Here is a 26594-nt window from a genome sequence, read left to right on the forward strand (position 1 = left end):
ACCCCTGCTACCCGCGTTGCTGGCAGGTGGCCCAACATTCACAAACCCGGCACAACAATTGTTAAGAAAAGTTTCGCAAGGGGCCGATGTTAAAGTTCGTTATCTGACTGTTATACAAGCAAACAACTCGGCGGTCAAATTGGTCCGAACGGTCTACTCGCTACTCGTGAGTAATTTCCGACGGCGGTCCCACCCGTCGGCCATGTGACCCGCGAAACATGACAAGCTGTAACGGTGCAGTCCGCTGACCCCTATGCCGCTGACATCGACGCTGTTCTGATCACCGAGGAACAGATCAAGCAGCGCACCGTCGAACTAGCCCACTCCGTCGCCTCCCGGTACACCGCCATCGAGGACGACCTGGTCCTGATCGGGGTGCTCAAGGGAGCGGTCATGTTCATGACCGATTTCGCGCGCGCCCTGCCGATCCCGTCCCAGCTGGAGTTCATGGCGGTGTCGAGCTACGGCTCGTCGACCTCATCGTCCGGCGTCGTGCGGATCCTCAAGGACCTCGACCGCGACATCCAGGGCCGCGACGTCCTGATCGTCGAGGACATCATCGACTCGGGTCTCACCCTGTCGTGGCTGATGAAGAACCTCGCCACGCGTTCGCCCCGCAGTCTCGAGGTGTGCACGCTGCTCCGTAAGCCCGAGGCCGTCCGGTCGCCGGTTCGTGTCGCCGACGTCGGCTTCGACATCCCGAACGAGTTCGTCGTCGGGTACGGACTCGACTACGCCGAGCGCTACCGGGACCTGCCCTACATCGGGCGCCTCAAGCCCGCGGTCTACAGCAGCTGATCCTTCGAGAGCCCGAACCCGCCCGGCGACCTGCGCGCCGAGCCGTGGATCGGCGACGGGAACGGTTTCACCAGCATGATCGTTGACCGGTAGCCTCAATGTGTACGTCGATGGGAAGGACATGGGAACGAAGTGGGCGCCGGGACTCGATCCCGCTCGCCGGTCGAACCCCCACCAACTGGCATGAACCGTAAGACAGTCTTCCGCAACCTCGCCATCCTGGCGCTCGTCCTGCTCGCCCTGTGGGGCTGGAGCGTGATGAGCGACTCCGACCGCGAGTACCGGGGCGTCGACACCTCCGTCGCGCTGGAGCAGCTGAACAAGAAGAACACCAAGTTCATCAGCATCGACGACCGCGAGCAGCAGCTGCGCATCGAGCTCAACTCGCCGATCAAGGTCGACGACGCCGACGCGGACAAGATCAGCACCAAGTACCCCGCGCAGGCCGGCGAACAGATCTTCGACGCGGTCCAGGAGACCGGCACGAAGTACACGACGAACGTCAACGAGCAGTCGGTGCTCTGGCAGATCCTCATCTTCGTCCTGCCGATGATCCTGCTGTTCGGTCTGTTCTTCTTCGTGATGAGCCGCATGCAGGGCGGTGGCCGCGGTGGCGTCATGGGCTTCGGCAAGTCGAAGGCCAAGCAGCTCAGCAAGGACATGCCGAAGACGACCTTCGCCGATGTCGCCGGCGCCGACGAGGCCGTCGAGGAGCTCTACGAGATCAAGGACTTCCTCCAGAACCCGGCCCGCTACCAGGCGCTGGGCGCGAAGATCCCGCGCGGCGTGCTGCTGTTCGGCCCGCCCGGTACGGGCAAGACCCTCCTGGCGCGTGCGGTCGCCGGCGAGGCCGGGGTCCCGTTCTTCACCATCTCCGGCTCCGACTTCGTCGAGATGTTCGTCGGTGTCGGCGCGTCCCGGGTGCGAGACCTGTTCGAGCAGGCCAAGAACAACAGTCCGTGCATCATCTTCGTCGACGAGATCGACGCCGTCGGCCGGCAGCGCGGTGCCGGCCTCGGCGGTGGGCACGACGAGCGCGAGCAGACTCTGAACCAGTTGCTCGTCGAGATGGACGGCTTCGGTGACCGGTCGGGCGTCATCCTGATCGCGGCGACCAACCGTCCCGACATCCTCGACCCGGCGCTGCTGCGCCCCGGTCGCTTCGACCGTCAGATCCCGGTCGGCAATCCCGACATGGCCGGGCGCCGCGCGATCCTCAAGGTGCACGCCAAGGGCAAGCCGATCGACTCGGACGCCGACCTCGACGGTCTGGCCAAGCGCACGCCGGGCATGTCCGGTGCCGACCTCGCGAACGTCGTCAACGAGGCCGCCCTGCTCACCGCGCGTGAGAACAAGCAGACCATCACGGCCGAGGCGCTCGAAGAAGCCGTCGACCGGGTCATCGGCGGGCCGCGGCGCAAGGGCCGGATCATCAGCGAGCACGAACGCAAGGTCGTGGCGTACCACGAGGGCGGGCACACCCTGGCCGCGTGGGCGATGCCCGACCTGGATCCGATCTACAAGGTCACGATCCTCGCGCGCGGTCGCACCGGCGGTCACGCCCTCGCCGTGCCCGAGCAGGACAAGGACCTGATGACGCGGTCGGAGATGATCGCGCGTCTGGTGATGGCCATGGGTGGTCGCGCCGCCGAGGAACTCGTCTTCCACGAGCCGACGACCGGCGCGTCGTCGGACATCGACCAGGCCACCAAGATCGCCCGCGCGATGGTCACCGAATACGGCATGAGCGCGAAGCTGGGTGCCGTGCGGTACGGCCAGGACCAGGGCGACCCGTTCCTGGGCCGCTCGATGGGTGCTCAGGCGGCCTACTCGGCGGAGATCGCCAGTGAGATCGACGACGAGGTCCGTCGTCTCATCGAGGCGGCGCACACCGAGGCGTGGGCCATCCTCACCGAGTACCGGGACACCCTCGACGTGCTCGCGACCGAGCTCCTCGAGAAGGAGACGCTGACCCGCAAGGACCTGGAGAAGATCTTCTCCGACGTCGTCAAGCGCCCGCGGATCACCGCGTTCAACGATTTCGGCGAGCGGACCCCGAGCGACAAGCCGCCGGTGAAGACGCCGGGCGAGCTCGCCATCGAGCGCGGTGAGCCGTGGCCCCCGCCGGAGGCGGCGAAGATCCCCGAGCCCGTCGGTGCGGGCTACCCGGGTGGTTCGCAGGTTCCGGGTCAGGTCCCGAACTACCCGCCGGTCTACCCGGAGCCGGGTGCCCAGGGCGGACCGGTCCCGCCTGGATCGGGGAGCCCGAATCCCCAGTACCCGAATCCCCAGTACCCGGATCCCCAGTACCCGGGTGCGCAGTATCCGGGTGCGCAGAATCCTGCTCCCCGGTATCCGAATCCCCAGTACCCGAACCCGGGTCAGTCGGCTCCGCCGCCCGGTGGTCCGTACACCGGCGGCACCCGCCCGGATTACGGTGCGCCGCGCGACTGGTCGGCACCGGGATGGCCGCCGGAGCAGCCCTCGGCCGATCGTCCCGCCTCCAACGGGACCAACGGCTGGGGCCGGCACGGCGACAACGGGAATGCCCGGACGGACAGTGCCGGTGAGGGTGATGACGGGCGAAGCTCGTAAGGTTTGACGCATGACGATCAGCGAGGGGCGCGACGCCGTGGTGAATGGGCACCGGTCGGAGTTCGATCAGGCACGTGCCGAGGCCGCGGTCCGCGAGCTGCTGCTGGCGATCGGCGAGGACCCCGACCGTGAAGGTCTGGTCCGCACCCCGACGCGGGTGGCCAACGCCTACCGCGAGATGTTCGCCGGCCTGTACACCGACCCCGACGAGGTCCTCGCGACCACCTTCGACGAGGACCACGACGAACTGGTGCTGGTGAAGGACATTCCGATGTACTCCACCTGCGAGCACCATCTGGTGTCCTTCCACGGTGTCGCGCACGTCGGGTACATCCCGGGGACGTCCGGCCGGGTCACCGGCCTGTCGAAGCTGGCGCGGCTCGTCGACCTGTACGCCAAGCGCCCGCAGGTCCAGGAGCGGCTGACCAGTCAGATCGCCGACGCGGTCATGCGTAAGCTCGAACCCCGCGGCGTCATCGTCGTCATCGAGGCCGAGCACCTGTGCATGGCGATGCGGGGCATCCGGAAGCCGGGGGCGACCACCACGACGTCGGCCGTCCGCGGAATCTTCAAGACCAGTGCGGTATCCCGCGGCGAAGCCCTCGACCTGATCACCCGGTGACCCCGGCCGATCCTCCGATGACTCCCTCGAGCGCGGTCCCGGCCGGTGGTGGGAACCACCAGACGCTGGTGATGGGCGTCCTGAACGTCACCGCGGACTCCTTCTCCGACGGCGGTCGCTACCTCGACACCGACGCAGCGGTCGCGCACGGACTCCAGCTGATCGAGCAGGGCGCCGACCTCATCGACGTCGGTGGTGAGTCGACCCGTCCGGGCGCCATCCGCGTCGACCCCGACCTCGAGGCGAAGCGCGTCGCCCCGGTCATCGCAGCCCTCGCCTCACACGGCGTCGTCGTCTCGGTCGACACCATGCGCTCCGAGGTCGCGGCCGCCGCCATCGAGGCCGGTGCCTCGATCGTCAACGACGTCTCCGGCGGTCGTGCCGACGCCGACATGGCGCGCGTGGTCGCCGACGCCCGACTGCCCTGGATCCTGATGCACTGGCGGCCGGCGGGGGAGAGCACGGATCGTCGGTTCACCCACCGCATCGGTGATGTCGGTGGGTACCGCGACGTGGTCGCCGAGGTCAGCGGTGAGTTGCTGGCGCAGGTCGACGCCGCGGTCTCCGCAGGCGTCGACCCGGATCAGCTCATCCTCGATCCGGGACTCGGCTTCGCCAAGACGGCCGAACACAACTGGGCTCTGCTGCATGCGCTCCCGACCTTCATCGGGCTGGGTTTCCCCGTCCTCGTCGGTGCGTCCCGCAAACGGTTCCTCGGCACACTTCTCGGTCGCGACGGCGTCGACCGTCCGCCCGCGGGCCGCGACATCGCGACGGCGTCGATCTCGGCGCTCACCGCCGCGGCCGGCGCCTGGGGCGTCCGCGTCCACGATGTGGCGAGCACCTACGACGCCGTGACCGTCGCCGAGGCCTGGCGTGCGGGCGGCTCACGCACCACATTCGGAGCAGGAGGGTCGCATGGCTGACCGGATCGAACTACGCGGACTGAAGGTCCGTGGGAATCACGGGGTCTTCGACCACGAGCGCGAGGACGGCCAGGACTTCTTCATCGACGTCACCCTGTGGCTCGACCTGCGTGCCGCCGCCGACACCGACGACCTCGCCGAGACCGTCGACTACGGCGCACTCGCCCAGCAGGTCGCGGCGATCGTCGGGGGCGAGCCCCGCAACCTGATCGAGACGGTCGGTGCGGAGGTCGCGGAGACGATCATGGCCGACGAACGCATCTCCGCCTGCGAGGTCACCGTGCACAAGCCGTCGGCACCGATCCCGTTGACCTTCGACGACGTCGCGGTGGTGACCCGCCGCTCCAGGAAGGGCATGCGATGAGTCGCGCGGTGCTCTCGGCCGGCTCCAATGTCGGGGATTCACTGGGCCATCTGCGGTCGGTGGTCGAGGGTTTCGGAGACGAACTCGTCGCGGTGTCCGCGGTGTACGCGACCCCACCCTGGGGCGGCATCGAACAAGACGACTTCCTCAACATCACCCTCATCGTCGACGGGCCGCTGAGCGCGCGGCAATGGCTGGACCGGGGCAACGAACTGGAGCAGGCCGCCGACCGTACCCGTGAAGTCCGTTGGGGGCCGCGAACTCTCGATGTCGACGTCATCTCCGTCACGGAGGCCGGGGGCGTCGTCGTCGACGACGACCCGGTGCTGACGCTTCCGCACCCGCGGGCGGCGCAGCGTGCTTTCGTCCTCATCCCGTGGTTGGAGATCGAACCGGAGGCCACTTTGTGGACGCCGGAGGGGGAGCGGCCGGTGCGTGAGCTGATCGATGCCCTCGACGCCGCCGAACGGGACGCGGTGCGTGCCGTCGAGCGACTCGGGCCGGGCGGGGGTGGCGGGTCATGACGCTTCCCGACCCACGCCGTCCGGGGCAGGACGACGAGGAGACCGGCCTCGGTCCCACCCGGCTCCGCGACCTCGTCGTCATCGCCGCCGTCACCGCGATCGCCGCGTGGATTCTGGTGCGCTACAACTACAACGACTTCCCGCCGCTGCCGCTGCTGGCCGGGATCGTGCTCTACGTGCTCGCCGCTCTCGAGGTCGTCATCGCCTTCGTCGTCCGGTCGAGGGTCGAGTCCCGGGACGTGGGTCGTGCTCGCGGACAACTCCATCCGCTCACCGCGGCACGAGTGCTGGCCCTCGCCAAGGCTTCTGCCATCCTCGGGGCGATCGCCGTGGGCGTGTGGACCGGACTGCTCGTCTTCCTCCTCGGTCAGCAGAACGTGACGGCCGCCGACCAGGACCGACCCGGCGCGATCGTGGGCCTGATCGGGGGCGTGTTGTTGGTGTGCGCGGCGATGTGGCTCGAGTACTGCTGCCGGGCGCCCGAGGACCCGCCCGCCGTCGGCGATTCCTGACATCGCTCGTCGGCCACCACAGAGGAATTCTCGGCATGGGGGACCCGAACCGACTCCGGCGCACACGGCGAAATATGGGCGACATAACACGTCGCCGATCTGAGAAACTCCGAACCCGGTTCGCGTGTGAATGTACTGACAGCGGGTAAGTTCACGATCATGACGACCTCGAACGGCCGTTCTGCCGACTCGCGACGCTCAAGTCGGTCGGCGGCGCAATGGCTGCTCGGTCTGCTGATCGTGCTCGCCCTGGCGGCCAGCGTACTGATGGTCTTCACCGATCGCCTGTCGATCCTCGGTTCGCTGGCGGTCATCGCTGCCCTGTGGGCGGCGGTCATCGGCGCGATCCTCGTGACCAAGTTCCGGCGGCAGGCCGAGAGTGCGGAAGCCAAGAGCCGCGACCTCCGACTGGTCTACGAACTGCAACTCGAGCGGGAGATCGCCGCGCGTCGTCAGTACGAGCTCGACGTCGAGACGACCATCCGCAAGGAGATCACCGCCGAATCCAACGAGGAACTCTCCGAGCTCAAGGCCCAGGTGCTCGCACTGCGGTCGAGTCTCGAAATGCTTCTCGGGGAACCGCTCCCGGATCAGCGTGCCGCGCTGTCGAGCGAGAAGATGCGTGAGCTGGCCTCCGGTCTGTCGGGTGCCCACGCGGGGTCCTTCGGCGGAGAGTTCGGCGGCGTCCCGCCCTACCGCTCGACATATGACGACGACGGTCTGCGCGCCGCACGCGACTTCGCGGCCACCGCGCCGACCGCGGACGACGGCCGCCACACCGGGCCCGTCGACCCGAACGAGATGACCGAGGTGATCCCCGTCATCACCGACGATCCGATCTCCGGTCGGATCGCCACCGAGGTTCCCGTCGAGGAGGTCGACCAGCACTCCGCCGGTTCGACGCCGTTCGCCCCACGCGCCGATGAGTCCCGGACCGCCGACGCCGAGGACGTGTCGGATGCGGAGGTCGTCGACGATTCGCGCGGTGCGGACGAGTCGGCCGCCTACACCGACGAGACGCCGACCGACGAGTGGGCGACCGGAGCGAGCGCCGAAGCTCCGGCCGAGACCGGCGAGACCGGCGCCGCACCGGAAGAGGAAGAGACCGCGACCTCCGACGTCGAGGCCCCCGCGTTCCTCGGTGCCGCCGGTCGTCACGAAGGAAACGCCGGGCGCCCCGCCTCGACCTTCGGTGGTGGTCGCCGTCGGCGAGCGGCCGACGACGACTCCGAGTCCGCGCACTCGGCGGGCCTGCCCGTCTCGGAACTGCTCAACCAGCTGCGTCAGCAGTCCGGGACCACCGGCGGTGGTCGCCGGCGACGCGACTGATGACAGCCGCGCTTCTGCCGTCGACAGACGATTCGTCGAATTCGTATCGGCTTCGTCATCCGGTTGGATCAGTTCTGTGACGTAGGTGCTTATTCGCGCCGTAGAAGTTGGACGGTCGACCTAGACTGCCCGCATGAGCGGAGCTCTGGCAGGCGGTGAGCCCGGTCTGGTCGACCGGGCCGGCACCCCCTACGTGCCGCTCCGCCACACCGACCGCGGAACCGCGATCAAACGGTCACTGGTCAGTGCGTCGTTGTTCCTGCCGCTGCTCGCATGGTGGCCGATGGTGTTGTGGCTGTTCACCTTCGATCCGCTCAACGAGACCCCGTTCCCGGAGTATTACGCGGACTATGTCGCCAACGGGCCGGCGACGAGCCTGATCCTGATCTGGGCGCTCACCGCGTTGATGCCCGTCTACATTGTCCTGGTGCTCGCGTTCTGGTCACGCAGTATGGTTCGAGCGGCGATCGCGGTCCCGATCGGGGCGATCGGGGCACTCGGTTTCTGGGGCGGTCAGGTCCCGGTGCTGGTGCGGTCGGGCGAGTACGGGATTCTCAATCTCTGTTCCGAGCACATGCCGGCGTGGGTCGTGTTGCTGATCGTCGCGTGGTCGATCGCGCGCCGGCGACATTTCTGGTGGGTTCTCGCAGTTCCGGTCATCGCGTTGCTCGCGATCAATGCCTACGAAGGGTGGGCGACGAATCCGGTGGACACGATCGTCGACGGCACCGGCGATCTGCTGGGGGTTCCCGCGGCCGAGGTTCTCGATCCCTTCTCTCCCCGTTTCCGATCGCCGTTCGACGACGCAGTCGACATCATCGCCGGCGTGCTGACGCTGTGGATCGTCGACGCGGTGATCGGTGCCCTGGCGCGACAGGACCGACCCGAGCCGACGACCTACTCGATCGACGAACGCTGACCCGACGCACCGGTGGGCCGTCAGAACTGCAGGACGATGGCGCGGACGATGGTGAACCCGAGCAATCCGACGCTCAGGAGCATTCCCAGGACGCACAGGGTTCGGGCCAGTCGCGCCGCCGACGAGGCGCGGCCGCGTCCGGCGAGGTACCAGCCTGCAACGCCCACGGGCAGGCCGAGGCCCCCGACGACGCTGAGTGGCACCGCCGCGATGCCGCAGGCCAGCGACGCCGTGGTGAATCGTGCCGGGTCGGTCTCGGGCGGGAGAGGTTCGATCACGTGCAGGTCGCCGGAGGCCCGGATCATCGTCGACTCCAGGGCGGAACCGGGAACCGTCTGACCCGGGAGTTCCGAGTACGCCGTGGCCGCGGGGAACCCGTGACCGTGTGAAGAAGCCGGGGGTACGTGCCCGGTGTCGGCAGGCCGCGATCGGGGTGTCCCTTCCACCGGCGCGGTGCGCAGGCCCGCGGCCTCGGTCGGCGGCAAGGCGCCGCGGACACGCATCGTCCGGGTCTGCGGTGGGATCGGAGTACCAGCACCCGGCCGTGCTCGGGGCGGTGCCGTGGCAGCAGGCCGTGGGCCGGGGGCGGGAAAGAAGCCGGTGGTGTCGACCGCGTACCGGAACTCGGCGGCGAACGCGCCCGCCGAGGGCGGCCGGTCCGCGGGATTCTTGGCGAGCCCGTGGCGCACCGCCTCCGACACGGCCGGCGGGAGACCGGGCCGCAGGGACGACACGTCCGGCGGGGGTGTCGTGAGGTGGTGATGGATCATCATCATCGGTGTACGGGCGGTGAACGGGACTGTGCCCGTAAGTAGTTCGAAGGTCGAGCAGGCCAACGAGTAGACGTCGCTGCGGGCGTCGAGGGCCTCCGCCGAGAGTTGTTCGGGTGAGGAATAGGGGAACGAACCGAGCACCAGGTTGGCCGATGTCAGCGACGTGCCCCCGTCGGTCTGCCGCGCGATTCCGAAGTCGGCCAACCGGATACGACGCTCCTCGGGGCCCCCGGTGTCGGATTCGGCTGCGCTGATGAGGATGTTGGCGGGCTTCACGTCGCGGTGCAGCAGTCCGTGGCGATGGGCATGGTCGAGGGCGGCGCCGATCGAGTCGCTCACCGCCGCGACGTCGTCGAGCGGAAGGCCTCCGGGGGACGCCTTGACGAGGGCTGCCGCATCGGTTCCGGCCACGTACTGCATCGAGATCCACAGCCGGCCGTCGACCTCGCCGCGGTCGTAGACGCTGACGATGCACGGATGGTCGAGTTGGGCGGCCAGGTCGGCTTCGCGGGTGAATCGCGCGCGGAACGTCGGATCGTTGGACACGTGCTCGGCGAGCACCTTGATGACGTCGAGGCGGGGGAGTCGAGGGTGTTGCGCGAGGTAGACCGCGCCCATGCCGCCGGCGCCGATCTTGCGCACGATCGTGTAGCCGGCGAACTGGGTACCCGCTTCCAGGCTCATCTGCGGACCCCCTGAGGTCGGGCGATGGAGCGATGAACGCCTCGGACGGCCTCAGCGTACGCCGGTTCGGCCCAGGTCACAGCTGGGTCTGTCGGCCGATGGACATCGACGGCCGTCGACTCGCCGTCGGCGGCGGACGAGAGCCCCGGGTGACACCTGTCACACAGTTGGCCCGGACCGCGGTGAGAGTCCTACCCTTGCTCTGCAACGTCTGGTACCCGTGCCGAGGCCGCCGTGGAGAGAACTCCGTCCACGCGGAATCCGGTGAAGGCGGGACTGGAACGAACCATGGAGGACAGCGGTGACCTCACCGACCGGTGATCCCGGCGTGCCGTTCGCACGGCAAGCCGGTGGCGACGACGCCCACGGCAGCACTGCCGCGGACGCTTTCGGTGACCGCCCGTATCCGGTCCGGTCCGATCCTTTTCCCGGTACCTCGAACCTGCCTGCACCCGCCCGCCTCACGGTCGGCATCGTCTCGGCCGGCCGTGTGGGGACCGCGCTCGGCGAGGCTCTCGAGAAGGCCGGGCACGTCGTCGGCGCGGTCGTCGCCCGGTCGCCGCAGTCCCGGGCCCGCGCCGCCCAGCGTCTCCCCGATTCGGAGATCCTCGCCCTCGACGCCGTCGTCGCCCGTTCGGAGCTGCTGCTGCTGAGCGTGCCGGACGCCCGGCTGAGCGCGGTGATCGACGAGATCGCGGCGTCGGGCGCGCTGCGTCCCGGCACGATCGTCGCGCACACCGCCGGCGCCCAGGGCGTCGACATCCTCGCGCCGGTGACCGCACGCGGCGCTCTCGGACTGGCCCTGCATCCCGCGATGACCTTCGTCGGCAGCGCGGAGGACACCGCGCGTCTGACCAACGCCTGCTTCGCGATCACCGCCGCCGACCCCGTCGGCGAGGCCATCGCGTCGTCGCTCGTCCTGGAGATGGGCGGGGAACCGGTACGGATCGCCGAAGCCGACCGCACGCTCTACCACGCGGCACTCGCCCACGGCGCGAATCACCTGATCGCACTGATCTCCGACGCAGTGGCCGCGCTGAACGCCGCGATCGACCACTCCGGACGCGACGTCGCGACCGTCGACGGCAGTGGCACGCGCCTCGCCGAACGCATCCTCACCCCACTCGTCACCGCGTCGTTGAACAACGTGCTCGATCTCGGCCCGTCGGCGCTCACCGGTCCGGTGGCGCGCGGCGACGCCGAGGCCGTCCGCAAGCACCTCGCCGCGCTCCGTGCCGTGCCCGGCGGGTCCGGCGAGCACGGGATCGCCGAGGCCTATCGGACCCTCGCCCGCCGGGCCGCCGAGCGGACCGACGCCCCGGCCGCACTCCTCGACCTCTTGGAGGAGCGATGAGCCAGACCACCCATCCGACACCGCCGATCAAAGGAGATGCCGTGAGCGCCCCGCCCGATGAGACGCCGACCTACAAGGCCGGTCAGATGACCGTGCACCGCGAACCGGCGACCCTGACCCGGGTGACCCGGGCGCTGCGCGCCGCGGGCAAGCGAGTGGTCTTGGTCCCGACGATGGGCGCTCTGCACGCCGGCCACCTGCAACTCGTACGGGCGGCGAAGGCCAAGGGCAACACGGTGGTCGTCGTCTCGATCTTCGTCAACCCGCTGCAGTTCGGCGCCAACGAGGACCTCGACGCGTACCCGCGCACACTCGACGCCGACCTCGCGTTGCTCGAGCCCCTCGGCGTCGAACTCGTCTTCGCGCCGAACGCCGCGTCGATGTACCCCAACGGGCAGCGGACGATGGTGCACCCCGGCGAGGCCGGTGGAATCCTCGACGGCATCTCGCGCCCGACACATTTCGCCGGGATGCTGACGGTGGTCCTCAAGCTGCTCAACATCGTCGGACCGAATGCCGCCTTCTTCGGCGAGAAGGACTATCAGCAGCTCGTCCTGATCAAGCAGATGGTCACCGACCTCGATCTCGACGTCGAGATCGTCGGCGTCCCGACCGTCCGCGAATCCGACGGGCTGGCGATGTCGTCGCGCAACCGCTACCTGACCCCCGAGCAGCGCGAGCTGGCCACGACGCTGTCGGCAGCGCTGGTCGCCGGCGCCCATTCCGCCGAGGGCGGCCGGGACGCGATCGTCGCGTCGGCGCGGGCCGTGCTCGACACCGTGCCCGAGATCGACGTCGAATACCTTGCTCTTCGCGGCCGTCAGTTGGAGGAGGCGCCGGAGAAGGGGGCCGCCCGGTTGCTCGTCGCCGCGCGCCTCGGAACGGCGCGTCTCATCGACAACGTCGGCGTGAACGTCGGCGGTCTCGCCGCACTCGAAGAAGAAATCGCCTGGAACAACGCCGCCACCACCACGACAGAGGGACGATGACCATGCTGCGCACCATGATGACCTCGAAGATCCACCGCGCCACCGTGACCCAGGCGGATCTGCACTACGTCGGCTCGGTGACGATCGACCAGGATCTGCTCGACGCCGCGGGACTGCTCGAGGGTGAACAGGTCACGATCGTCGACATCGACAACGGTGCCCGTCTCGTCACCTACGCGATCGCCGGTGAACGCGGCAGCGGTGTCATCGGGATCAACGGCGCCGCCGCACATCTCGTGCACCCCGGCGACCTCGTCATCATCATCGCCTACGGCATGCTGAACGAGGCCGAGCTCGAGGAGTATGCGCCGAACGTCGTCTTCGTCGACGACCACAACCGCATCCTCGAATCCGGCGACGACCCGGCACACGCACCCGAGGGCTCGGGTCTCCTCGACCCGCGGCAGCTCGACGGCCCGGTCTTCGCCGACGCGACGGTCTGACGCCGGCGAACGACACGGAGCCCATCGATGCTGCTCACCGTCGACGTCGGCAACACCAACATCCACCTCGGCGCGTATGCCGGGACCGGGGATCACGCACGGCTGGTGCGTGATTGGCGCATCCACACCGACCCGCACTACACCGCCGACGAACTCGCCTGGGTCTTCCGCGGCATGCTCGGCTCGGACATCGAGCAGGTCACCGGCGTCAGTGCCCTGTCGACGGTGCCGTCGTTGCTGCGGGAGTTGCGGGTCATGCTGCCCCGCTACTTCGGCGACGGCCCGCACGTCCTGCTCGAGCCCGGCGTGCGTACCGGGGTGCCGCTGCTCGTGGACAACCCGAAAGAGGTGGGCACCGACCGCGTCTCCAATTGCCTTGCCGCACATCACGAATACGGCGGACCCTGCATCGTGGTGGCCTTCGGCACCGCGACCGTCGTCGACGCCGTGTCGGCGAAGGGCGAGTTCCTCGGCGGCGCCATCGCGCCGGGCGTGAACCTGGCGGTCGAGGCGCTGTCGGAGCACACCGTGACCGTGCGCAAGGTCGAGTTGATGCCGCCGCGCAGCGTGCTCGGCAAGAACACGGTCGAGGCCCTGCAGTCGGGCATCCTGTACGGCTTCGCCGGCCAGGTCGACGCCCTCGTCGACCGCGTCTGCGACACCGTGCCGGGCTTCGACGGCGACGACGTCACCGTGGTCGCCACCGGATACCTCGCCCCGCTCATGTACGACGAATGCCGGTCCCTCACCGACCACCACCCGCACCTCACCCTCGAAGGGCTGCGACTGGTGCACGAACGGTCCAAGGCCAGTCCGCGGCGGGGCAAGTAGGACTCGCCTCACCGTCGGCTCCGCAGCGCCCCTCCGGTATACGCCGCGATCCGGTCGGTGAGCTCGTCCTCGTCGAGACCGGTGCCGGCCAGCTGATGGATCTGCGCGTCGAGCGCGGGGAACGTGAGGCGTAGGTCGGCCTGCGCGTCGTCGGGCGTCCAGCCGTCGGCCACGAGATATTCGGTCAGTCGGGTGATGAGGCGTTGCGCGAAGGCGGTGTAGAGGTCTCCGACAACGGCGGGGCTCGCCAGTTCGCGAAGGCGACCGTGCGCCCGGCCATGACTCGAGTTCTCCGCCACCGCAGCCGCGACCACCTCGCGCAGCACGGTCGGCCAGGCTGCCGATTGGACCGGGTGGGCGTCGAGGACCGCGACCATCCGCGCTTCTGCCTCCGCGAGATGACGGGCGGCGAGCTCGTCGAAGATCGCCTGTTTGTCACCGAAGTACTGATAGATCGAACCGACCGAGACGCCGGCGGTCTCGGCGATCCGATTGGTCGTCAGCGCAGCGCCCTCGGTGTCCAGAAGCTGAGTCGTCGCCTCCAGGATCGCCTCGACGGTGAACGAAGATCGTTGCTGTCGTGGTCTTTTGCGCATGTCCGAGGTCTCCGGTGAATGCGAGTTGTGCCGGGTTCGCGGGCGCTCGACGATTGATGGGTGACTTACGGATCGTACCTACGCTTCCTACCCGAACCCTGGCGTTCGGCCGCCGCGGGCATCGATGCCACGTCGTCGTGGTGGCGGTGGCCGGCGAGTGAGACGCGCGCGTCGGGCCCGGTGGACGTCCACATCCGGGCGTCGCGGCCGGCGGCGCCGCTACGGGTGCTCCTGCTTCACGGCGGTGGTGGGCACAGCGCGCTGGTCTGGCCACTGGGTGCCGTGCTCGCGGGGGAGGGGTACGACGTGCTGGCACCAGACCTCCCGCAGTACGGACGGACGCGCGTCGCCGATCTCGGTCGCGTGCGGTACCGGGACTGGATCGATCTGGTCGGTGATCTGATCGCCGCGGAGACCGAGCGCGATCCCCGGCCGATCGTCGTGTTCGGTGCGAGTCTCGGCGGCATGCTCGGCTACGACGTCGCGGCACGGGGTGCGCGGGTCGCCGCGGTCGTGGCCACCTGCCTCCTCGACCTCGCCGGCGATCCGGCGGCGCGACGAGCAGTCGCCCGCACGCCTGCCCTGGCGCGCTTCATCCCGCTGATGTCGGCCACGGCGCGGATCGGGGTGCCGGCTCGGCTGCGGTTCCCGATCAGGTGGGTCGCGCCGATGGCGCGGATCAGTAACGACCCCGCGGTGTCGCAGGCCTGCATCGACGATCCGCGTGGGGCGGGCTCGGTTGTCTCTCTGGGGTTCCTGGCGGACCTGATCACCCACGAGGTTCCCGTGCCGGAGGACTATCGGGGGCCGCGGGTGGTGCTGGTCCATCCGGCGGCCGACACCTGGACGCCGCCGGACATCAGCATCCGGTTCGCACAACGGATCGCAGCGCGAACCGACATCCACCTGCTCACCGGCTGCGGTCACTTCCCGGTCGAGCAACCGGGCGTGGACGAGTTGGCCGGCCATCTGAGGGCGCTCGGCGACGAACTGATCGAACCCGGCAGTACGTCGTCGGGGTCGGCCGAACATGTGCGGTAGCCCCGAGCAGGATCGTGGTCGGCGTTCGGCGATCTAGCCTCTTCTCCATGCGGAGGAGAACGTCGTGAAGGTCGCCGTGGTCGGCGCGGGCATCGCCGGTCTGTGTACCGCGGCCGGGCTGTCGTCGTCGGGCGCGGAGGTCATCGTGCTCGAGCGTGCGTCCGAGGTTCGTGGGGGAGGGTCGGCGCTCAGCCTGTTCGGCAACGGGCTCCGAGCGCTCGAATCGCTCGGTCTCCGATCTGTGGTTTCCGGCGCCCGAGGGGTTTCGCCCACCCTGAACGGAACCCGCCGTCCTGATGGGCGATGGCTCACCCGCTTCGACCCGTCGGCCATCGAGCAACTCCGGGTGGTGCGGCGGACCGACCTCCACGAGGCACTCCTCGGCCGGGTCGGATCGGGCGTGGAGATCCGGACCGGAACCGGCGTGCGCGAGGTGCGCGGCGGGACCGTCCAGCTCGACGACGACACCACGATCGATGGCTGCGACGTGATCGTCGGAGCGGACGGTCTGCGGAGTCGGGTGCGTCCCGCCGTCACCCACGACCCGGGCGCGGCCTACAGCGGCTACGTCGCCTGGCGGGCCATCACCGCGCGGCCGGTCGACCTCGACGCGGCGGGCGAGACGATGGGGCACGGGCAACGGTTCGGTATCGCGCCGCTACCGGACGGGCACGTCTACTGGTTCGCCGCGGTCAACTATGACGAGGGTGTCGAAACGGGCGGCATCGGCGAAGTGCGAGAACGTTTCTCGGGATGGCACGCGCCGATCGGGGAGATCCTCGAGGTGACCGATCCGGCGGACGTCGGGGTGCTGCCCATCGAGGAACTGGCGCGCCCCCTCCCCACCTTCGTGCGGGGCCGATGCGTGCTCGTCGGCGACGCCGCTCATGCGATGACCCCGAACCTCGGGCAGGGGGCGAACCAGGCGATGGAGGACGCGGCGACCCTCACCGCGCTGCTGGGCAGCGCAGGGATGGATGTCGACGACGCTCTGCGTACCTACGACCGTCCGCGTCGGCGTCGTACCCAACGCATCGCGCGCCAGGCGTCGGCCATCGGGAAGGTCGGGCAGTGGCGGTCGGCACCCGCGGTCCGGCTGCGCGATCTGGCGATGCGGGCCGCTCCCGACGCGGCGCTCAACAGACAGTTGCGGCGTATTCAGGATTGGCAACCGCCCGTGCGGTGATCGTCACCGGAGTCTGGTCCCGGGCGTGGAGCTGTGGCATACTCGTCGCCGTGATCAAGAGCTGTCAGGAGTGTTGTCAGGGCTAGTACCGCATCTGCGGCTGCCCTACTTCGCGCTCCCCGCTCGTTTTCGATCACCTGAGGACTCCCTCTCATGACCGCTTCGGTTGCCACCTCTGTCGTTTCCCGCACCATCTTCGCCGCGACCGCGCCGACCGTCGCCCCGGCACCTGCCGCACCGCTGTCCCTGCAGGTCAGCGACTATGCGAATGCTGTCGCGGAAGGCGCCACGCCGGTGGACGTCCGCTCCCATCGCCGACGCCAGATCGACGGCGCACTGTTCGGCGCGCTCGCCATCGACGCCGTCGAGGTACTCGACCGGCTCACCCCCGGCACCTCCGAGTCGCTGACCGCGGCCCGCGCCGACTCCCGCTGGATTCTCGTCAGCGAGGACGGCCACGAGGCCGAGTGGCTGGCGTGGCACCTGCAGGCGCGGGGCGTCCCCGGTGCGGTGTTCGTCGTCGGCGGGCATCGTCGGATGCGCCAGGCCAAGGTCAACGGCCGCATCCATCCGGACGAGCTCGCCATGATCTCCGCGCACGAGAGCTGAACCGCCCCGTCCGTCCCTGTCACCGCTGTCACAGCAGGTGCGGCGAGTTGGGAGTCGGTGACCGGCCCCGATAGTGTGCGTGGGGTGAGTGACAGCCCGACCAGCACCGCCTCCACCGCGGCCGAGACGACCACGGACGCCGACGACCAGACTCCCGAACAGCTGCGAATCCGACGCGAGAAGCGCGAGCGCATCCTGTCCGAGGGTCGCGAGGCGTATCCGGTCTCGATTCCGCGCACCCACTCTCTCGGCGAGATCCGCGCCGCCTACCCCGATCTCGAGGCCGGCACCGAGACCGGTCAGCACGTCGGTGTCTCCGGGCGCGTCATCTTCCTGCGGAACAAGGGCAAGCTGTGCTTCGCAACCCTGCAGGAGGGCGACGGCACGCAGCTCCAGGCGATGATCAGCTTCAACGGCGTCGGCGAGGATGCGCTGGGCCGCTGGAAGTCCGACGTCGACCTCGGCGACATCGTCTTCATCTCCGGTGAGGTGATCAGCTCCCGTACCGGTGAGCTGTCGGTGATGGCCGACGGCTGGCAGATGGCGTCGAAGTCGTTGCGTCCGTTGCCCGTTGCCCACAGGGACATGAACGAGGAGACCCGGGTGCGGCAGCGCTACGTCGACCTCATCATGCGTCCGGAGGCCCGCAGTATCGCCCGCACGCGCGTGTCGGTGGTCGCCGAACTCCGTGCGGCACTGGATCGTCGGGGCTTCCTCGAGGTCGAGACCCCGATGCTGCAGACACTGCACGGCGGTGCCGCGGCGCGTCCGTTCGTGACGCACTCCAACGCCTTCGACATGGATCTGTTCCTGCGTATAGCGCCGGAGCTGTTCCTCAAGCGGTGCGTCGTCGGCGGCATCGAGCGGGTCTTCGAGATCAACCGCAACTTCCGCAACGAGGGCGCCGACTCCACGCACTCGCCCGAGTTCGCGATGCTCGAGACCTATCAGGCCTACGGCACCTACGACGACTCCGCGAGAATGATCCGCGAACTCGTGCAAGAGGTTTCGCAGGCTGCGCTGGGCACCCAGACCCCGACCATGCCCGACGGTTCGACCTACGACCTCTCCGGCGAGTGGACCTCCCTCGAGATGTACCCGTCGCTGTCGGAGGCGCTCGGCGAGGAGATCGTGCCCGCCGGCAATCCGGGGGAGACCACCGTCGAGCAGCTGCTGGCGATCGCCAAGCGCGTCGGCCTGGAGGTTCCCAAGGACAAGGGGTACGGCCACGGCAAGCTCGTCGAGGAGCTGTGGGAGCACATGGTCGGCGAGAAGCTGAGCGAGCCGGTGTTCATCCGCGACTTCCCGGTCGAGACCTCTCCACTGGTGCGTTCGCACCGCTCGGTGACCGGCGTCGTCGAGAAATGGGACCTCTACGTCCGCGGCTTCGAGCTGGCCACCGGCTACTCCGAGCTCGTCGACCCCGTCATCCAGCGCGAGCGCTTCGTCGACCAGGCCCGCCTGGCCGCCGCCGGCGACGACGAGGCGATGGTCCTCGACGAGGAGTTCCTCGCCGCGATGGAATACGGAATGCCCCCGACCACCGGCACCGGCATGGGCATCGACCGCCTGTTGATGGCCCTCACCGGCCTCGGCATCCGCGAGACCATCCTGTTCCCGCTGGTGAAGCCCCGCACCTAGCCGTTTTATAGCTCGAAACCGCGCTCACCGCGGCTTCGAGCTATCGATCTGCGCACGTTGGCCAGCACCGACGCCGGCTGGCCGGTGATGTCCTGCCAGGTGAACCGCAGCACGGTCCATCCGTTGGCGATGAGGACGTTCTGCCGCGTGCGGTCGTGCTGGAACGACGCCGCGTCGCTGTGGAAGGCGAAGCCGTCGATCTCGACGGCGACCTTCTGGTCGATGAAAGCGATGTCGACCACATAGCCGCACACCTTCGCGTTGGCAGTCCAGCCGGTGATCTCCGCGGACCGGAGCAAGGCGAGCGCCTTCCTCTCGGCCTCGGAGCGGGAGCCGTCCGTGATCGCGGCGACCATCTCGCGAGACCTCCGCGACCCGCGTCGACCGCTGTTGCGGATCTGGGCGTCGACGACGTCGGCCACCTTCGTGTGCTCGCGCAGCAGGGCCGAATCCAGCAGGCGGGAACCGCCGTCGACGGCCGCGTCGAGCACGGTCAGTGCTTTCGTCGTGATCTGGAGTCCGTCGACCTCGGTGAGGTCTTGCGGTGCGACCGTCCGATGCCAGATGCGAACGCCGTCGATGGCGCGTCCGTGGCGTCCCTGCGGCGTGACGACATGGATCTGCTTGGGCGCCTTCGTGGTGAAGCCGTGCCACCAGTAGGCGGATTCGGAACACAACGCCGCTCGTGGCGACGTCGACAACACCGCGATGCGGGCGCGCATGCGGTCGTCGAGGCTGCGGTCTCCGACGTGATAGACGCCGCGCCAGACCCGAACCCACTCGCCCGATTTCACCCGCCGGAACGCGGTGTCGGAGCTGATGGCGCAGGCAGTGACGTCGGCGGACGTGAACACGCCGTCGTGAGCGGCGACCAGCTCGCGGAACTTGTCGAAGTCGGGCACGCAACTTCGACGCGGCAGACCGGCGTCCGGTTCCCTCCCCGCAAGTCATAGCTCGAACCCGCGGTGAGCGCGAGTTCGAGCTATAGAACGGCTAGGTGAGATTCCGCTTGAGGATCTTGCCCGACGCGTTGCGCGGGAACTGGTCGACGAACACCACCGACCGGGGCACCTTGAAGTTCGCGAGATGCTGCTTGGCGAAGGCGATGACCTTCGCCTCGTCGAGGTCGGCGCCGTCGTGGACGGTGAGGTAGGCCCGTCCCACCTCGCCGAGCCGGTCGTCGGGGACGCCGACGACGGCCGATTCGGTGACACCGTCGAGGCGTGCGAGAGTCTGCTCGATCTCGGCGGGGTACACGTTGAAGCCGCCGCAGATGTACATGTCCTTGAGCCGGTCGGTGATCGTGAGGTTGCCGTGCTCGTCGAGGGTGCCGATGTCGCCGGTGTGCAGCCAGCCGTCGGCGTCGATGGTCTCGGCGGTCGCCTGCGGGTCGTCGAGGTACCCGACCATCACGTTCTCGCCGCGTGCGAGGACCTCCCCGACGTCGGAGAGTTTGATCTCCATGCCGGGGAAGGCTCGGCCGCAGGTGTTGGCGACGGTCTCATCGTCGTCGTCGGGGGTACACGTGGAGACGAACCCGCTGGCCTCGGTCAGGCCGTAGGCGGTGATGACGGTGTCGACGCCGAGGTCGTTCTGCAGTCGTTGTACGAGGACGACCGGCACGATCGACGCCCCGGTGATCACGATGCGCAGGCTGGACAGGTCGTGATCGGAGCGCTTCGGGTCGTCGAGGATGGTCTGGAAGATCGTCGGCGCGCCGGGGAAGACCGTCGCGCGTTCGTCGGAGACGAGCTTCATCGCCTCGGTCGGCGAGTACACCGCGAGCGGCAGCATGGTGACGCCGAAGAGCACGCACGGCAGGATGCCCGCCTTGTAGCCGAAGGTGTGGAAATACGGGTTGACCATCAGGTACCGGTCGCCGGGGTGCAGGCCTGCGTTGGAGCCCCACCCGTGCGACCCGTTGAGCGTCTGGCGGTGGGTCGCCAACACTCCCTTGGACTTCCCGGTGGTGCCGGAGGTGAACAGGATGTCGGAGATGTCGTCGGGGGAGACGGCGGCGGCTCGACGATCCGCCTCGGTCAGCGCCTCGTCGGTCTGGCGTCCGAGGAAGTCGTCCCAGTCCACCGCGCCGTCGGGGGTCGACGACCCGCCCGACAGAGGCACCCGGATCACCAGATCCGGCAGCTTGCCGCGATGGTCGCGCAGGAGTTCGGCCGCGTGGTCGGCACCCAGGAACTCACCGGACACGACGAGCCCGCGCGCGGCGGAGCGCTCGACGATCTCGACGGCCTCGCCCGCGGTGTAGCGGGTGTTGAGGGGGACCAGCGTCGCGCCGGCGTAGTGGACGCCGAGGGCCGCGATCGGCCAGTGGAAGCTGTTCGGCGACCAGATGGCCACCCGGTCGCCCGCCTCGATACCCGAGGCGACCAGCGCCGCGGCGAAGGTGCGCACCGCGTCGTGGAACTGCGCCCACGTGAGTTCGAGCTGCGGATCTGTCGAAGGGAGCCACTGGCCGTCGACGATGGCGATACCGTCAGGCCAGCTGCGCGCTGCGCGCTGCAACGCGGCCGGCGTCGTCGTCACGGAGAGAGTCCCTGCCCGGGAGGTCTGCGCCATGCGGCCCAACCTAGCACTTGCTTGGTGGGTTATGCTAGCGCCATGACCTCGATCAACCTTGCGGATCGTGGTGTCGACCTGGGTGAATGGGCCAAGTCGACACCGAACGCCGCCGACGAGTTCGCCGCCGCGGTGCGGTCCTGGCTCGACGAGAACCTCACGGGCGACTTCGCCCACCTGAAGGGGCGCGGCGGACCGGGCAGCGAGCACGAGTTCTTCGCCGAGCGGCTCGCATGGGACCGGCACCTCGCGAGCGCGGGCTGGACCTGCATCGGCTGGCCCACCGAATACGGCGGCCGCGGTGCGACGCTCGAGCAGCGCATCATCTTCCACCGCGAGTACGCCCGCGCGAACGCGCCCGCCCGCGTGAACCACCTGGGCGAGGAACTCCTCGGCCCGACGCTCATCGAGTACGGCACCGACGAGCAGAAGGAGCGGTTCCTGCCGGGCATCGTCGACGTCACCGAACTGTGGTCGCAGGGCTACTCCGAACCCGGCGCAGGCTCCGACCTCGCGGGCGTCTCGACCTCCGCTCGCCTGGACGACGGCAAGTGGATCATCAACGGGCAGAAGATCTGGACCTCGCTCGCTCACGTGGCGCAGTGGGTGTTCGTGATCGCGCGTACCGAGAAGGGATCGGCGCGGCACGCCGGCCTCAGCTTCCTCCTGGTCCCGCTCGAGCAGCCCGGCGTCACCGTGCGCCCCATCCAACAGCTCACCGGCACATCGGAATTCAACGAGGTCTTCTTCGACGACGCGACGACCGACGCCGATCTGATCGTGGGCGAACCGGGCGACGGCTGGAAGGTCGCCATGGGTCTGCTCCAGTTCGAACGCGGCGTGTCGACGCTGGGCCAGCAGGTCGGTTTCGCCCGCGAGCTGGAGAACCTGACCGAGGTGGCCCGGGCCAGTGGCGCGGTCGCCGATCCCGAACTCGCCTCACGTCTGGCCCGCGCCGACATCGGACTGAAAGTCATGCGGGCACATGCCCAGCGGACGCTCGACGGTGACGTCACCTCGCAAGCAGGTGCGGCGTCGGTGTCGAAGCTGTTGTGGGCCAACTGGCATCGCGACCTCGGCGAACTGGCGATGGACGTCGTCGGTGCGCCGGCGCTGATCGGACCCGACGCCACCGCGGAGGGGCAGCCCAACGACATCGCCGACCCCGAACACGTCGAACTCGACGAATGGCAACGGCTCTACCTGTTCACGCGCGCCGACACCATCTACGGCGGCTCGAACGAGGTGCAGCGCAACATCATCGCCGAGCGGGTGCTCGGCCTTCCCCGAGAGGCACGCTGAATGACCGCAACGGATGCAGGTACCCCATTGATCTCACCGCTCGCCACCCCGCCAGCCGAGATCCCCGGCCACAACCTGTTGCTGGGCAAGAAGGTCGTGGTCACCGCCGCCGCAGGCACCGGCATCGGATTCGCCTCCGCGCGTCGTGCGCTCCTCGAAGGCGCCGACGTCCTCATCAGCGACTGGCACGAACGCCGCCTCGGTGAGGCCGCCGAGAAGCTCGCGGCCGAATTCCCCGAACGCACGATCGCCCAGCGCACCTGCAACGTCCAGGTCACCGCCGAGGTCGACGCCCTGATCGCCGACGCCGCAACCGAACTCGGCCGCATCGACGTCCTGGTCAACAATGCCGGACTGGGCGGGGAGACGCCGGTCGCCGAGATGACCGACGAGGAGTGGGACCGAGTTCTCGACATCACCCTCACCGGCACCTTCCGCGCCACCCGAGCCGCACTCCGCTACTTCGGGTCGGTCGAACACAACGGCGTCATCGTCAACAACGCCTCGGTCCTCGGCTGGCGCGCCCAGCGCGGACAGGCGCACTACGCGGCGGCGAAGGCCGGCGTCATGGCCCTGACCCGGTGCTCGGCCCTCGAAGCCGCCGACATGGGGGTGCGGATCAACGCGATCGCGCCGTCGATCGCCAAACACCCCTTCCTCGCGAAGGTCACCAGCGACGACCTGCTCGACGAACTGGCCTCGAAGGAGGCCTACGGTCGTGCCGCCGAGGTGTGGGAGGTCGCCGCGACCGTCGCCATGCTCGCCAGCGACTACACCACCTACCTCACCGGCGAGGTCATCTCGATCTCCAGCCAGCGAGCCTGAACCGGTTGCCCTCCAGCGCCGCCCACCCCAAGGAGTACCGCCCATGACCACACCGCAGGCCTACATCGTCGACGCCATCCGCACCCCCGTCGGCAAACGCAACGGTTCGCTCGCCAAGGTCCACCCCGCCGACCTCGGCGCACACATCATCTCCGCACTCGTCGAGCGGACCGGGATCGACCCCAACGTCGTCGACGACGTCGTGTTCGGCTGCGTCGACGCCATCGGCCCCCAGGCCGGCAACATCGCCCGCACCGCGTGGCTGGCCGCAGGCCTGCCGCTCGACATCCCCGGCACCACCGTCGATCGACAGTGCGGATCGAGCCAGCAGGCCATCCACTTCGCCGCACAGGGCGTCATGAGCGGCACCCAGGACGTCGTCGTCGCCGGCGGCGTGCAGAACATGAGCGCGATCCCGATCTCCCAGGCCATGATCGCCGGCCAGGAATTCGGATTCACCACGCCCACCGCAGAATCGGCGCGCTGGCGCGAGCGCTTCGGCGACGCCGAGGTCTCCCAGTTCGTCGGCGCAGGCATGATGGCCGAGAAATGGGACATCAGCCGCGAGGACATGGAGCACTGGGCCCTGCAGTCCCACGAGCGTGCCCGCGCGGCCATCGCCGCCGGCCGCTTCGACAACGAGAACGTCGCACTCGGCGACTGCGTCGTCGACGAATGCCCTCGTGAGACCTCGTTGGAGAAGATGGCCGGACTGCAGCCCCTCGCCGAGGGCTCCCGCCTCACCGCGGCCGTCGCCTCGCAGATCTGCGACGGCTCGTCGGCCACCCTCGTGGTCTCCGAACGCGCTCTCAAAGAACACAACCTCACCCCGCGCGCCCGCATCCACCACATGTCCGTCCGTGGTGACGACCCGGTGATGATGCTGTCCGCGCCGATCCCCGCCACCAAGTACGCCCTCGGCAAAGCCGGCCTGTCCATCGACGACATCGACGTCGTCGAGATCAACGAGGCCTTCGCGCCGGTCGTGCTCGCCTGGCTCAAGGAGACCGGCGCCGACCCGGCCAAGGTCAACCCCAACGGCGGTGCCATCGCTCTCGGTCACCCGCTCGGTGCCACCGGTGCCAAACTGTTCGCCACCATGCTCAACGAACTCGAACGCACCGGCGGCCGCTACGGCCTCCAGACGATGTGTGAGGGCGGCGGGACCGCCAACGTCACCATCATCGAACGGCTCAGCTGAGACAGGCGGTCAGCCGCGGGTGTGAGGGCGGCGGGACCGCCAACGTCACCATCATCGAACGGCTCAGCTGACTCCCAGCGCGAACTGACACGTTCCAACCGAAAGGTCGGGACCTCCCCGGACATCCCCTCGGGCGAGGTCTCGACCTTTCGCCGTACCGGTCGTACCCTTCTGGCAACCGACGTGCCCACATGTACTTGTGATCTGGCGCATACTATGGTGTGGGACAAGCGGACGTTTTTGTTTCAAAGTCCACATCGCCGCAAGTCCGACCTGCAGCAAGAACTACCTGAGGGGATCTCGATGACCAAGCCTGCTGAGCACACCAGCACCGGGGCGCCGATCGCGAAGCGCGGCGTCTCGTCCGAAGAGCACACACTGACCGAGTTGGTCGAGATCCAGCGAGCCGCGTTCCTCCGTGACGGCATTCCCGACGCCGACACCCGCATCGACCGCATCACCCGTCTGGCCGCGCTGCTGCTCGACCACTCGGACGAGATCGCCGCCGCGCTCACCGAGGACTACGGTTCACGTCCGCGCGAGCTGTCGCTGGCCGCCGACGTCGCCGGCTGCATGATCGACCTCACGCACCAGCGTCGTGGCGTCAAGGAGTGGATGGGCGAGACCAAGTACGCCAAGGTCCAGGGCCTGCTGGGCTACAAGCAGAGCGTCCGCCACGACCCGCTCGGCGTCGTCGGCATCATGGGCCCCTGGAACTTCCCGCTGCAGCTGACGATCGTCCCCGCCGGATCGGCCTTCGCCGCGGGTAACCGCGTGGTCATGCGCCCGTCGTCGATCACCGCCAAGACCACCGAGGTGCTCGCCAAGTACGCGCCCGACTACTTCTCGATCGAGGAACTGGCCATCGCCACCTCGAAGCACGGTTCGGGCTCGGACTTCGCGAAGCTGAAGGTCGACCACATGTTCTTCACCGGTTCACCCGAGGTCGGTGCCTCGGTGGCCCAGGAAGCCGCCAAGAACCTGATCCCGGTAACCCTGGAGCTGGGCGGCAAGAACCCGGCCGTCGTCGACCTCGACGCAGACATCGACAAGGCCGCGAACATGCTCGCCGACGCCCGCCTGGTCAACGGCGGCCAGGTGTGCCTGTGCCCCGACTACGTCTTCGTCCCGGAGGCCAAGCTCGGCGAGTTCACCGACAAGGTCATCGCCCGCTGGACCGAGCACTTCCCGACGATCTACGACAACGACCAGTACACGGCGACGATCAACCAGAAGAACTTCGACCGCATCGTCGGCCTGATCGACGACGCCGTCGAGCTGGGCGCCGAGAAGCGTCAGGTCATCCCCGGTGGGGAGCCGCTGCCGAACGCCGAGCGTCGCAAGATCCCGCCGACGCTGCTCACCGGCGTCAAGGCCGGCATGAAGATCGAGGAGGACGAGGTCTTCGGTCCGGTGCTGACCGTGTACCCGTACCGCGAGCTGTCCGAGGTCATTAGTCACATCGCGTCGCACCCGCATCCGCTGACCATGTACTGGTGCGGCGATCGCAACGACCGCTTCGAGAAGCTGGCCGACAACACCCGTAGCGGTTCGATCAACGGCAACGACTTCGCCATCCACCTGTTCAGCGGCGACCTGCCGTTCGGTGGCGTCGGACGTTCCGGTATGGGCGGCTACCACGGCAAGACCGGTTTCGAGACCTTCAGCCACGCCCGCGCGGTCGCGTTCTCGACGCTGCCGCTCACCGTCGCCGAGATGATGTCCCCGCCGTTCCTGGCAAAGGACTCGAAGATGACCGATCAGCAGCTCAAGCTGTTCAAGTTCTTCAACTCCCGCGCGATCAAGAAGGTGCGCAAGCGCCTAGGTGTACTGCCCAGGCAGGTTGGTTGAGGGATTGCGACGACACGCGGTAGTGGGTCGTTGAACAGCGAAGGTCTCCCGTCGTGAAGTGGAGCTGCTACGACACACACTTCACAACCGGGAGACCTTCGT

At 68.5% G+C, this 26594-nt stretch carries 25 protein-coding genes; 21 read left to right on the forward strand and 4 right to left on the reverse strand.

Translation table 11 applies throughout. The annotated features are described in order from the left end of the window. Window positions 1–234: 234 nt before the first annotated feature. The 9 genes from hpt to BJF87_RS01935 all read left to right on the forward strand — a co-directional run bounded on the left by hpt (window position 235) and on the right by BJF87_RS01935 (window position 8589). Window positions 235–798, forward strand: a complete 564-nt coding sequence (hpt, locus tag BJF87_RS01895) for a hypoxanthine phosphoribosyltransferase (RefSeq protein WP_005197838.1) — start codon at window positions 235–237, stop codon at window positions 796–798. 183 nt (window positions 799–981) lie between these two features. Then, on the forward strand, window positions 982–3393 hold the full coding sequence (gene ftsH, locus BJF87_RS01900) for an ATP-dependent zinc metalloprotease FtsH (protein ID WP_075862552.1): 2412 nt from the start codon (window positions 982–984) through the stop codon (window positions 3391–3393). A gap of 10 nt (window positions 3394–3403) precedes the next feature. Beyond that, on the forward strand, window positions 3404–4015 hold the full coding sequence (gene folE, locus BJF87_RS01905; RefSeq protein ID WP_006357030.1) for a GTP cyclohydrolase I FolE: 612 nt from the start codon (window positions 3404–3406) through the stop codon (window positions 4013–4015). A 71-nt stretch (window positions 4016–4086) separates the two neighbouring features. Continuing rightward, window positions 4087–4941, forward strand: a complete 855-nt coding sequence (gene folP, locus BJF87_RS01910) for a dihydropteroate synthase (protein WP_006357029.1) — start codon at window positions 4087–4089, stop codon at window positions 4939–4941. Next, complete coding sequence (gene folB / locus BJF87_RS01915; RefSeq protein ID WP_035754592.1) at window positions 4934–5305, forward strand: dihydroneopterin aldolase; 372 nt, start codon at window positions 4934–4936, stop codon at window positions 5303–5305. The genes folP and folB overlap by 8 nt, the downstream gene beginning before the upstream one ends. After that, window positions 5302–5829, forward strand: a complete 528-nt coding sequence (gene folK / locus BJF87_RS01920) for a 2-amino-4-hydroxy-6-hydroxymethyldihydropteridine diphosphokinase (RefSeq protein ID WP_006357027.1) — start codon at window positions 5302–5304, stop codon at window positions 5827–5829. Before folB ends, folK begins: the two co-directional genes overlap by 4 nt. Then, window positions 5826–6341 (forward strand): DUF3180 domain-containing protein, encoded by a 516-nt coding sequence (locus BJF87_RS01925; RefSeq protein ID WP_006357026.1) that lies wholly within the window; start codon window positions 5826–5828, stop codon window positions 6339–6341. Before folK ends, BJF87_RS01925 begins: the two co-directional genes overlap by 4 nt. A gap of 159 nt (window positions 6342–6500) precedes the next feature. Then, window positions 6501–7670 carry a DUF6779 domain-containing protein gene (locus tag BJF87_RS01930; RefSeq protein WP_006357025.1) on the forward strand — a complete coding sequence of 390 codons (1170 nt, stop codon included), beginning with the start codon at window positions 6501–6503 and terminating at the stop codon, window positions 7668–7670. Between the two features lie 133 nt (window positions 7671–7803). Then, window positions 7804–8589 (forward strand): hypothetical protein, encoded by a 786-nt coding sequence (locus tag BJF87_RS01935; protein WP_042378025.1) that lies wholly within the window; start codon window positions 7804–7806, stop codon window positions 8587–8589. Window positions 8590–8609: 20 nt separating this feature from the next. Here BJF87_RS01935 and BJF87_RS01940 read toward each other — a convergent pair whose 3' ends face one another. Further along, on the reverse strand, window positions 8610–10046 hold the full coding sequence (locus BJF87_RS01940; RefSeq protein ID WP_035754596.1) for a serine/threonine-protein kinase: 1437 nt from the start codon (window positions 10044–10046) through the stop codon (window positions 8610–8612). Between the two features lie 301 nt (window positions 10047–10347). Between BJF87_RS01940 and BJF87_RS01945 the strand changes: the two genes are divergently transcribed. The 4 genes from BJF87_RS01945 to BJF87_RS01960 are packed head-to-tail and all read left to right on the forward strand — an operon-like array spanning window position 10348 to window position 13663. After that, complete coding sequence (locus BJF87_RS01945; protein ID WP_006357022.1) at window positions 10348–11400, forward strand: Rossmann-like and DUF2520 domain-containing protein; 1053 nt, start codon at window positions 10348–10350, stop codon at window positions 11398–11400. After that, window positions 11397–12389, forward strand: a complete 993-nt coding sequence (gene panC / locus BJF87_RS01950) for a pantoate--beta-alanine ligase (RefSeq protein WP_187346446.1) — start codon at window positions 11397–11399, stop codon at window positions 12387–12389. Before BJF87_RS01945 ends, panC begins: the two co-directional genes overlap by 4 nt. A gap of 2 nt (window positions 12390–12391) precedes the next feature. After that, the gene (panD, locus tag BJF87_RS01955; protein ID WP_035754598.1) at window positions 12392–12832 is read left to right on the forward strand and encodes an aspartate 1-decarboxylase; all 441 of its coding nucleotides are present in this window, start codon (window positions 12392–12394) and stop codon (window positions 12830–12832) included. A gap of 27 nt (window positions 12833–12859) precedes the next feature. Next, window positions 12860–13663, forward strand: a complete 804-nt coding sequence (locus BJF87_RS01960) for a type III pantothenate kinase (RefSeq protein ID WP_006357019.1) — start codon at window positions 12860–12862, stop codon at window positions 13661–13663. 8 nt (window positions 13664–13671) lie between these two features. On the opposite strand, the gene BJF87_RS01965 is transcribed toward BJF87_RS01960, so the two are convergent. Further along, a complete protein-coding gene (locus tag BJF87_RS01965; protein WP_035754600.1) occupies window positions 13672–14259 on the reverse strand; it encodes a TetR/AcrR family transcriptional regulator in 588 nt (195 codons plus the stop codon). Between the two features lie 60 nt (window positions 14260–14319). Between BJF87_RS01965 and BJF87_RS01970 the strand changes: the two genes are divergently transcribed. From BJF87_RS01970 to lysS, 4 genes are all read left to right on the forward strand, one after another. After that, entirely contained in the window at window positions 14320–15300 is a 981-nt protein-coding gene (locus tag BJF87_RS01970) for an alpha/beta hydrolase (RefSeq protein ID WP_035754602.1), read from the forward strand. Window positions 15301–15364: 64 nt separating this feature from the next. Then, the gene (locus tag BJF87_RS01975) at window positions 15365–16486 is read left to right on the forward strand and encodes an FAD-dependent monooxygenase (RefSeq protein ID WP_035754604.1); all 1122 of its coding nucleotides are present in this window, start codon (window positions 15365–15367) and stop codon (window positions 16484–16486) included. Window positions 16487–16639: 153 nt separating this feature from the next. Then, complete coding sequence (locus tag BJF87_RS01980) at window positions 16640–17095, forward strand: hypothetical protein (RefSeq protein WP_075862553.1); 456 nt, start codon at window positions 16640–16642, stop codon at window positions 17093–17095. Window positions 17096–17152: 57 nt separating this feature from the next. Continuing rightward, a complete protein-coding gene (gene lysS, locus BJF87_RS01985; RefSeq protein WP_075862554.1) occupies window positions 17153–18736 on the forward strand; it encodes a lysine--tRNA ligase in 1584 nt (527 codons plus the stop codon). A 5-nt stretch (window positions 18737–18741) separates the two neighbouring features. Here lysS and BJF87_RS01990 read toward each other — a convergent pair whose 3' ends face one another. Together BJF87_RS01990 and BJF87_RS01995 are read right to left on the reverse strand one after the other, a co-directional pair. Continuing rightward, the gene (locus BJF87_RS01990; RefSeq protein WP_006357013.1) at window positions 18742–19638 is read right to left on the reverse strand and encodes a DUF559 domain-containing protein; all 897 of its coding nucleotides are present in this window, start codon (window positions 19636–19638) and stop codon (window positions 18742–18744) included. A 91-nt stretch (window positions 19639–19729) separates the two neighbouring features. Next, complete coding sequence (locus BJF87_RS01995) at window positions 19730–21313, reverse strand: FadD3 family acyl-CoA ligase (RefSeq protein WP_006357012.1); 1584 nt, start codon at window positions 21311–21313, stop codon at window positions 19730–19732. A gap of 42 nt (window positions 21314–21355) precedes the next feature. Between BJF87_RS01995 and BJF87_RS02000 the strand changes: the two genes are divergently transcribed. The 4 genes from BJF87_RS02000 (at window position 21356) to BJF87_RS02015 (ending at window position 26492) form a co-directional block, all read left to right on the forward strand. Beyond that, window positions 21356–22615, forward strand: coding sequence for an acyl-CoA dehydrogenase family protein (locus BJF87_RS02000; protein WP_006357011.1), 1260 nt, complete (start codon window positions 21356–21358; stop codon window positions 22613–22615). Continuing rightward, window positions 22616–23440, forward strand: coding sequence for an SDR family oxidoreductase (locus BJF87_RS02005; protein ID WP_006357010.1), 825 nt, complete (start codon window positions 22616–22618; stop codon window positions 23438–23440). A 43-nt stretch (window positions 23441–23483) separates the two neighbouring features. After that, window positions 23484–24641: an acetyl-CoA C-acetyltransferase gene (locus tag BJF87_RS02010; protein ID WP_006357009.1), complete on the forward strand. Its 1158-nt coding sequence runs from the start codon at window positions 23484–23486 to the stop codon at window positions 24639–24641. Between the two features lie 303 nt (window positions 24642–24944). Further along, a complete protein-coding gene (locus BJF87_RS02015; RefSeq protein ID WP_042378027.1) occupies window positions 24945–26492 on the forward strand; it encodes an aldehyde dehydrogenase family protein in 1548 nt (515 codons plus the stop codon). Window positions 26493–26594: the final 102 nt, after the last annotated feature.

Source organism: Gordonia sp. CNJ-863, assembly GCF_001942325.1.
Taxonomy (GTDB): Bacteria; Actinomycetota; Actinomycetes; order Mycobacteriales; family Mycobacteriaceae; genus Gordonia; species Gordonia alkanivorans.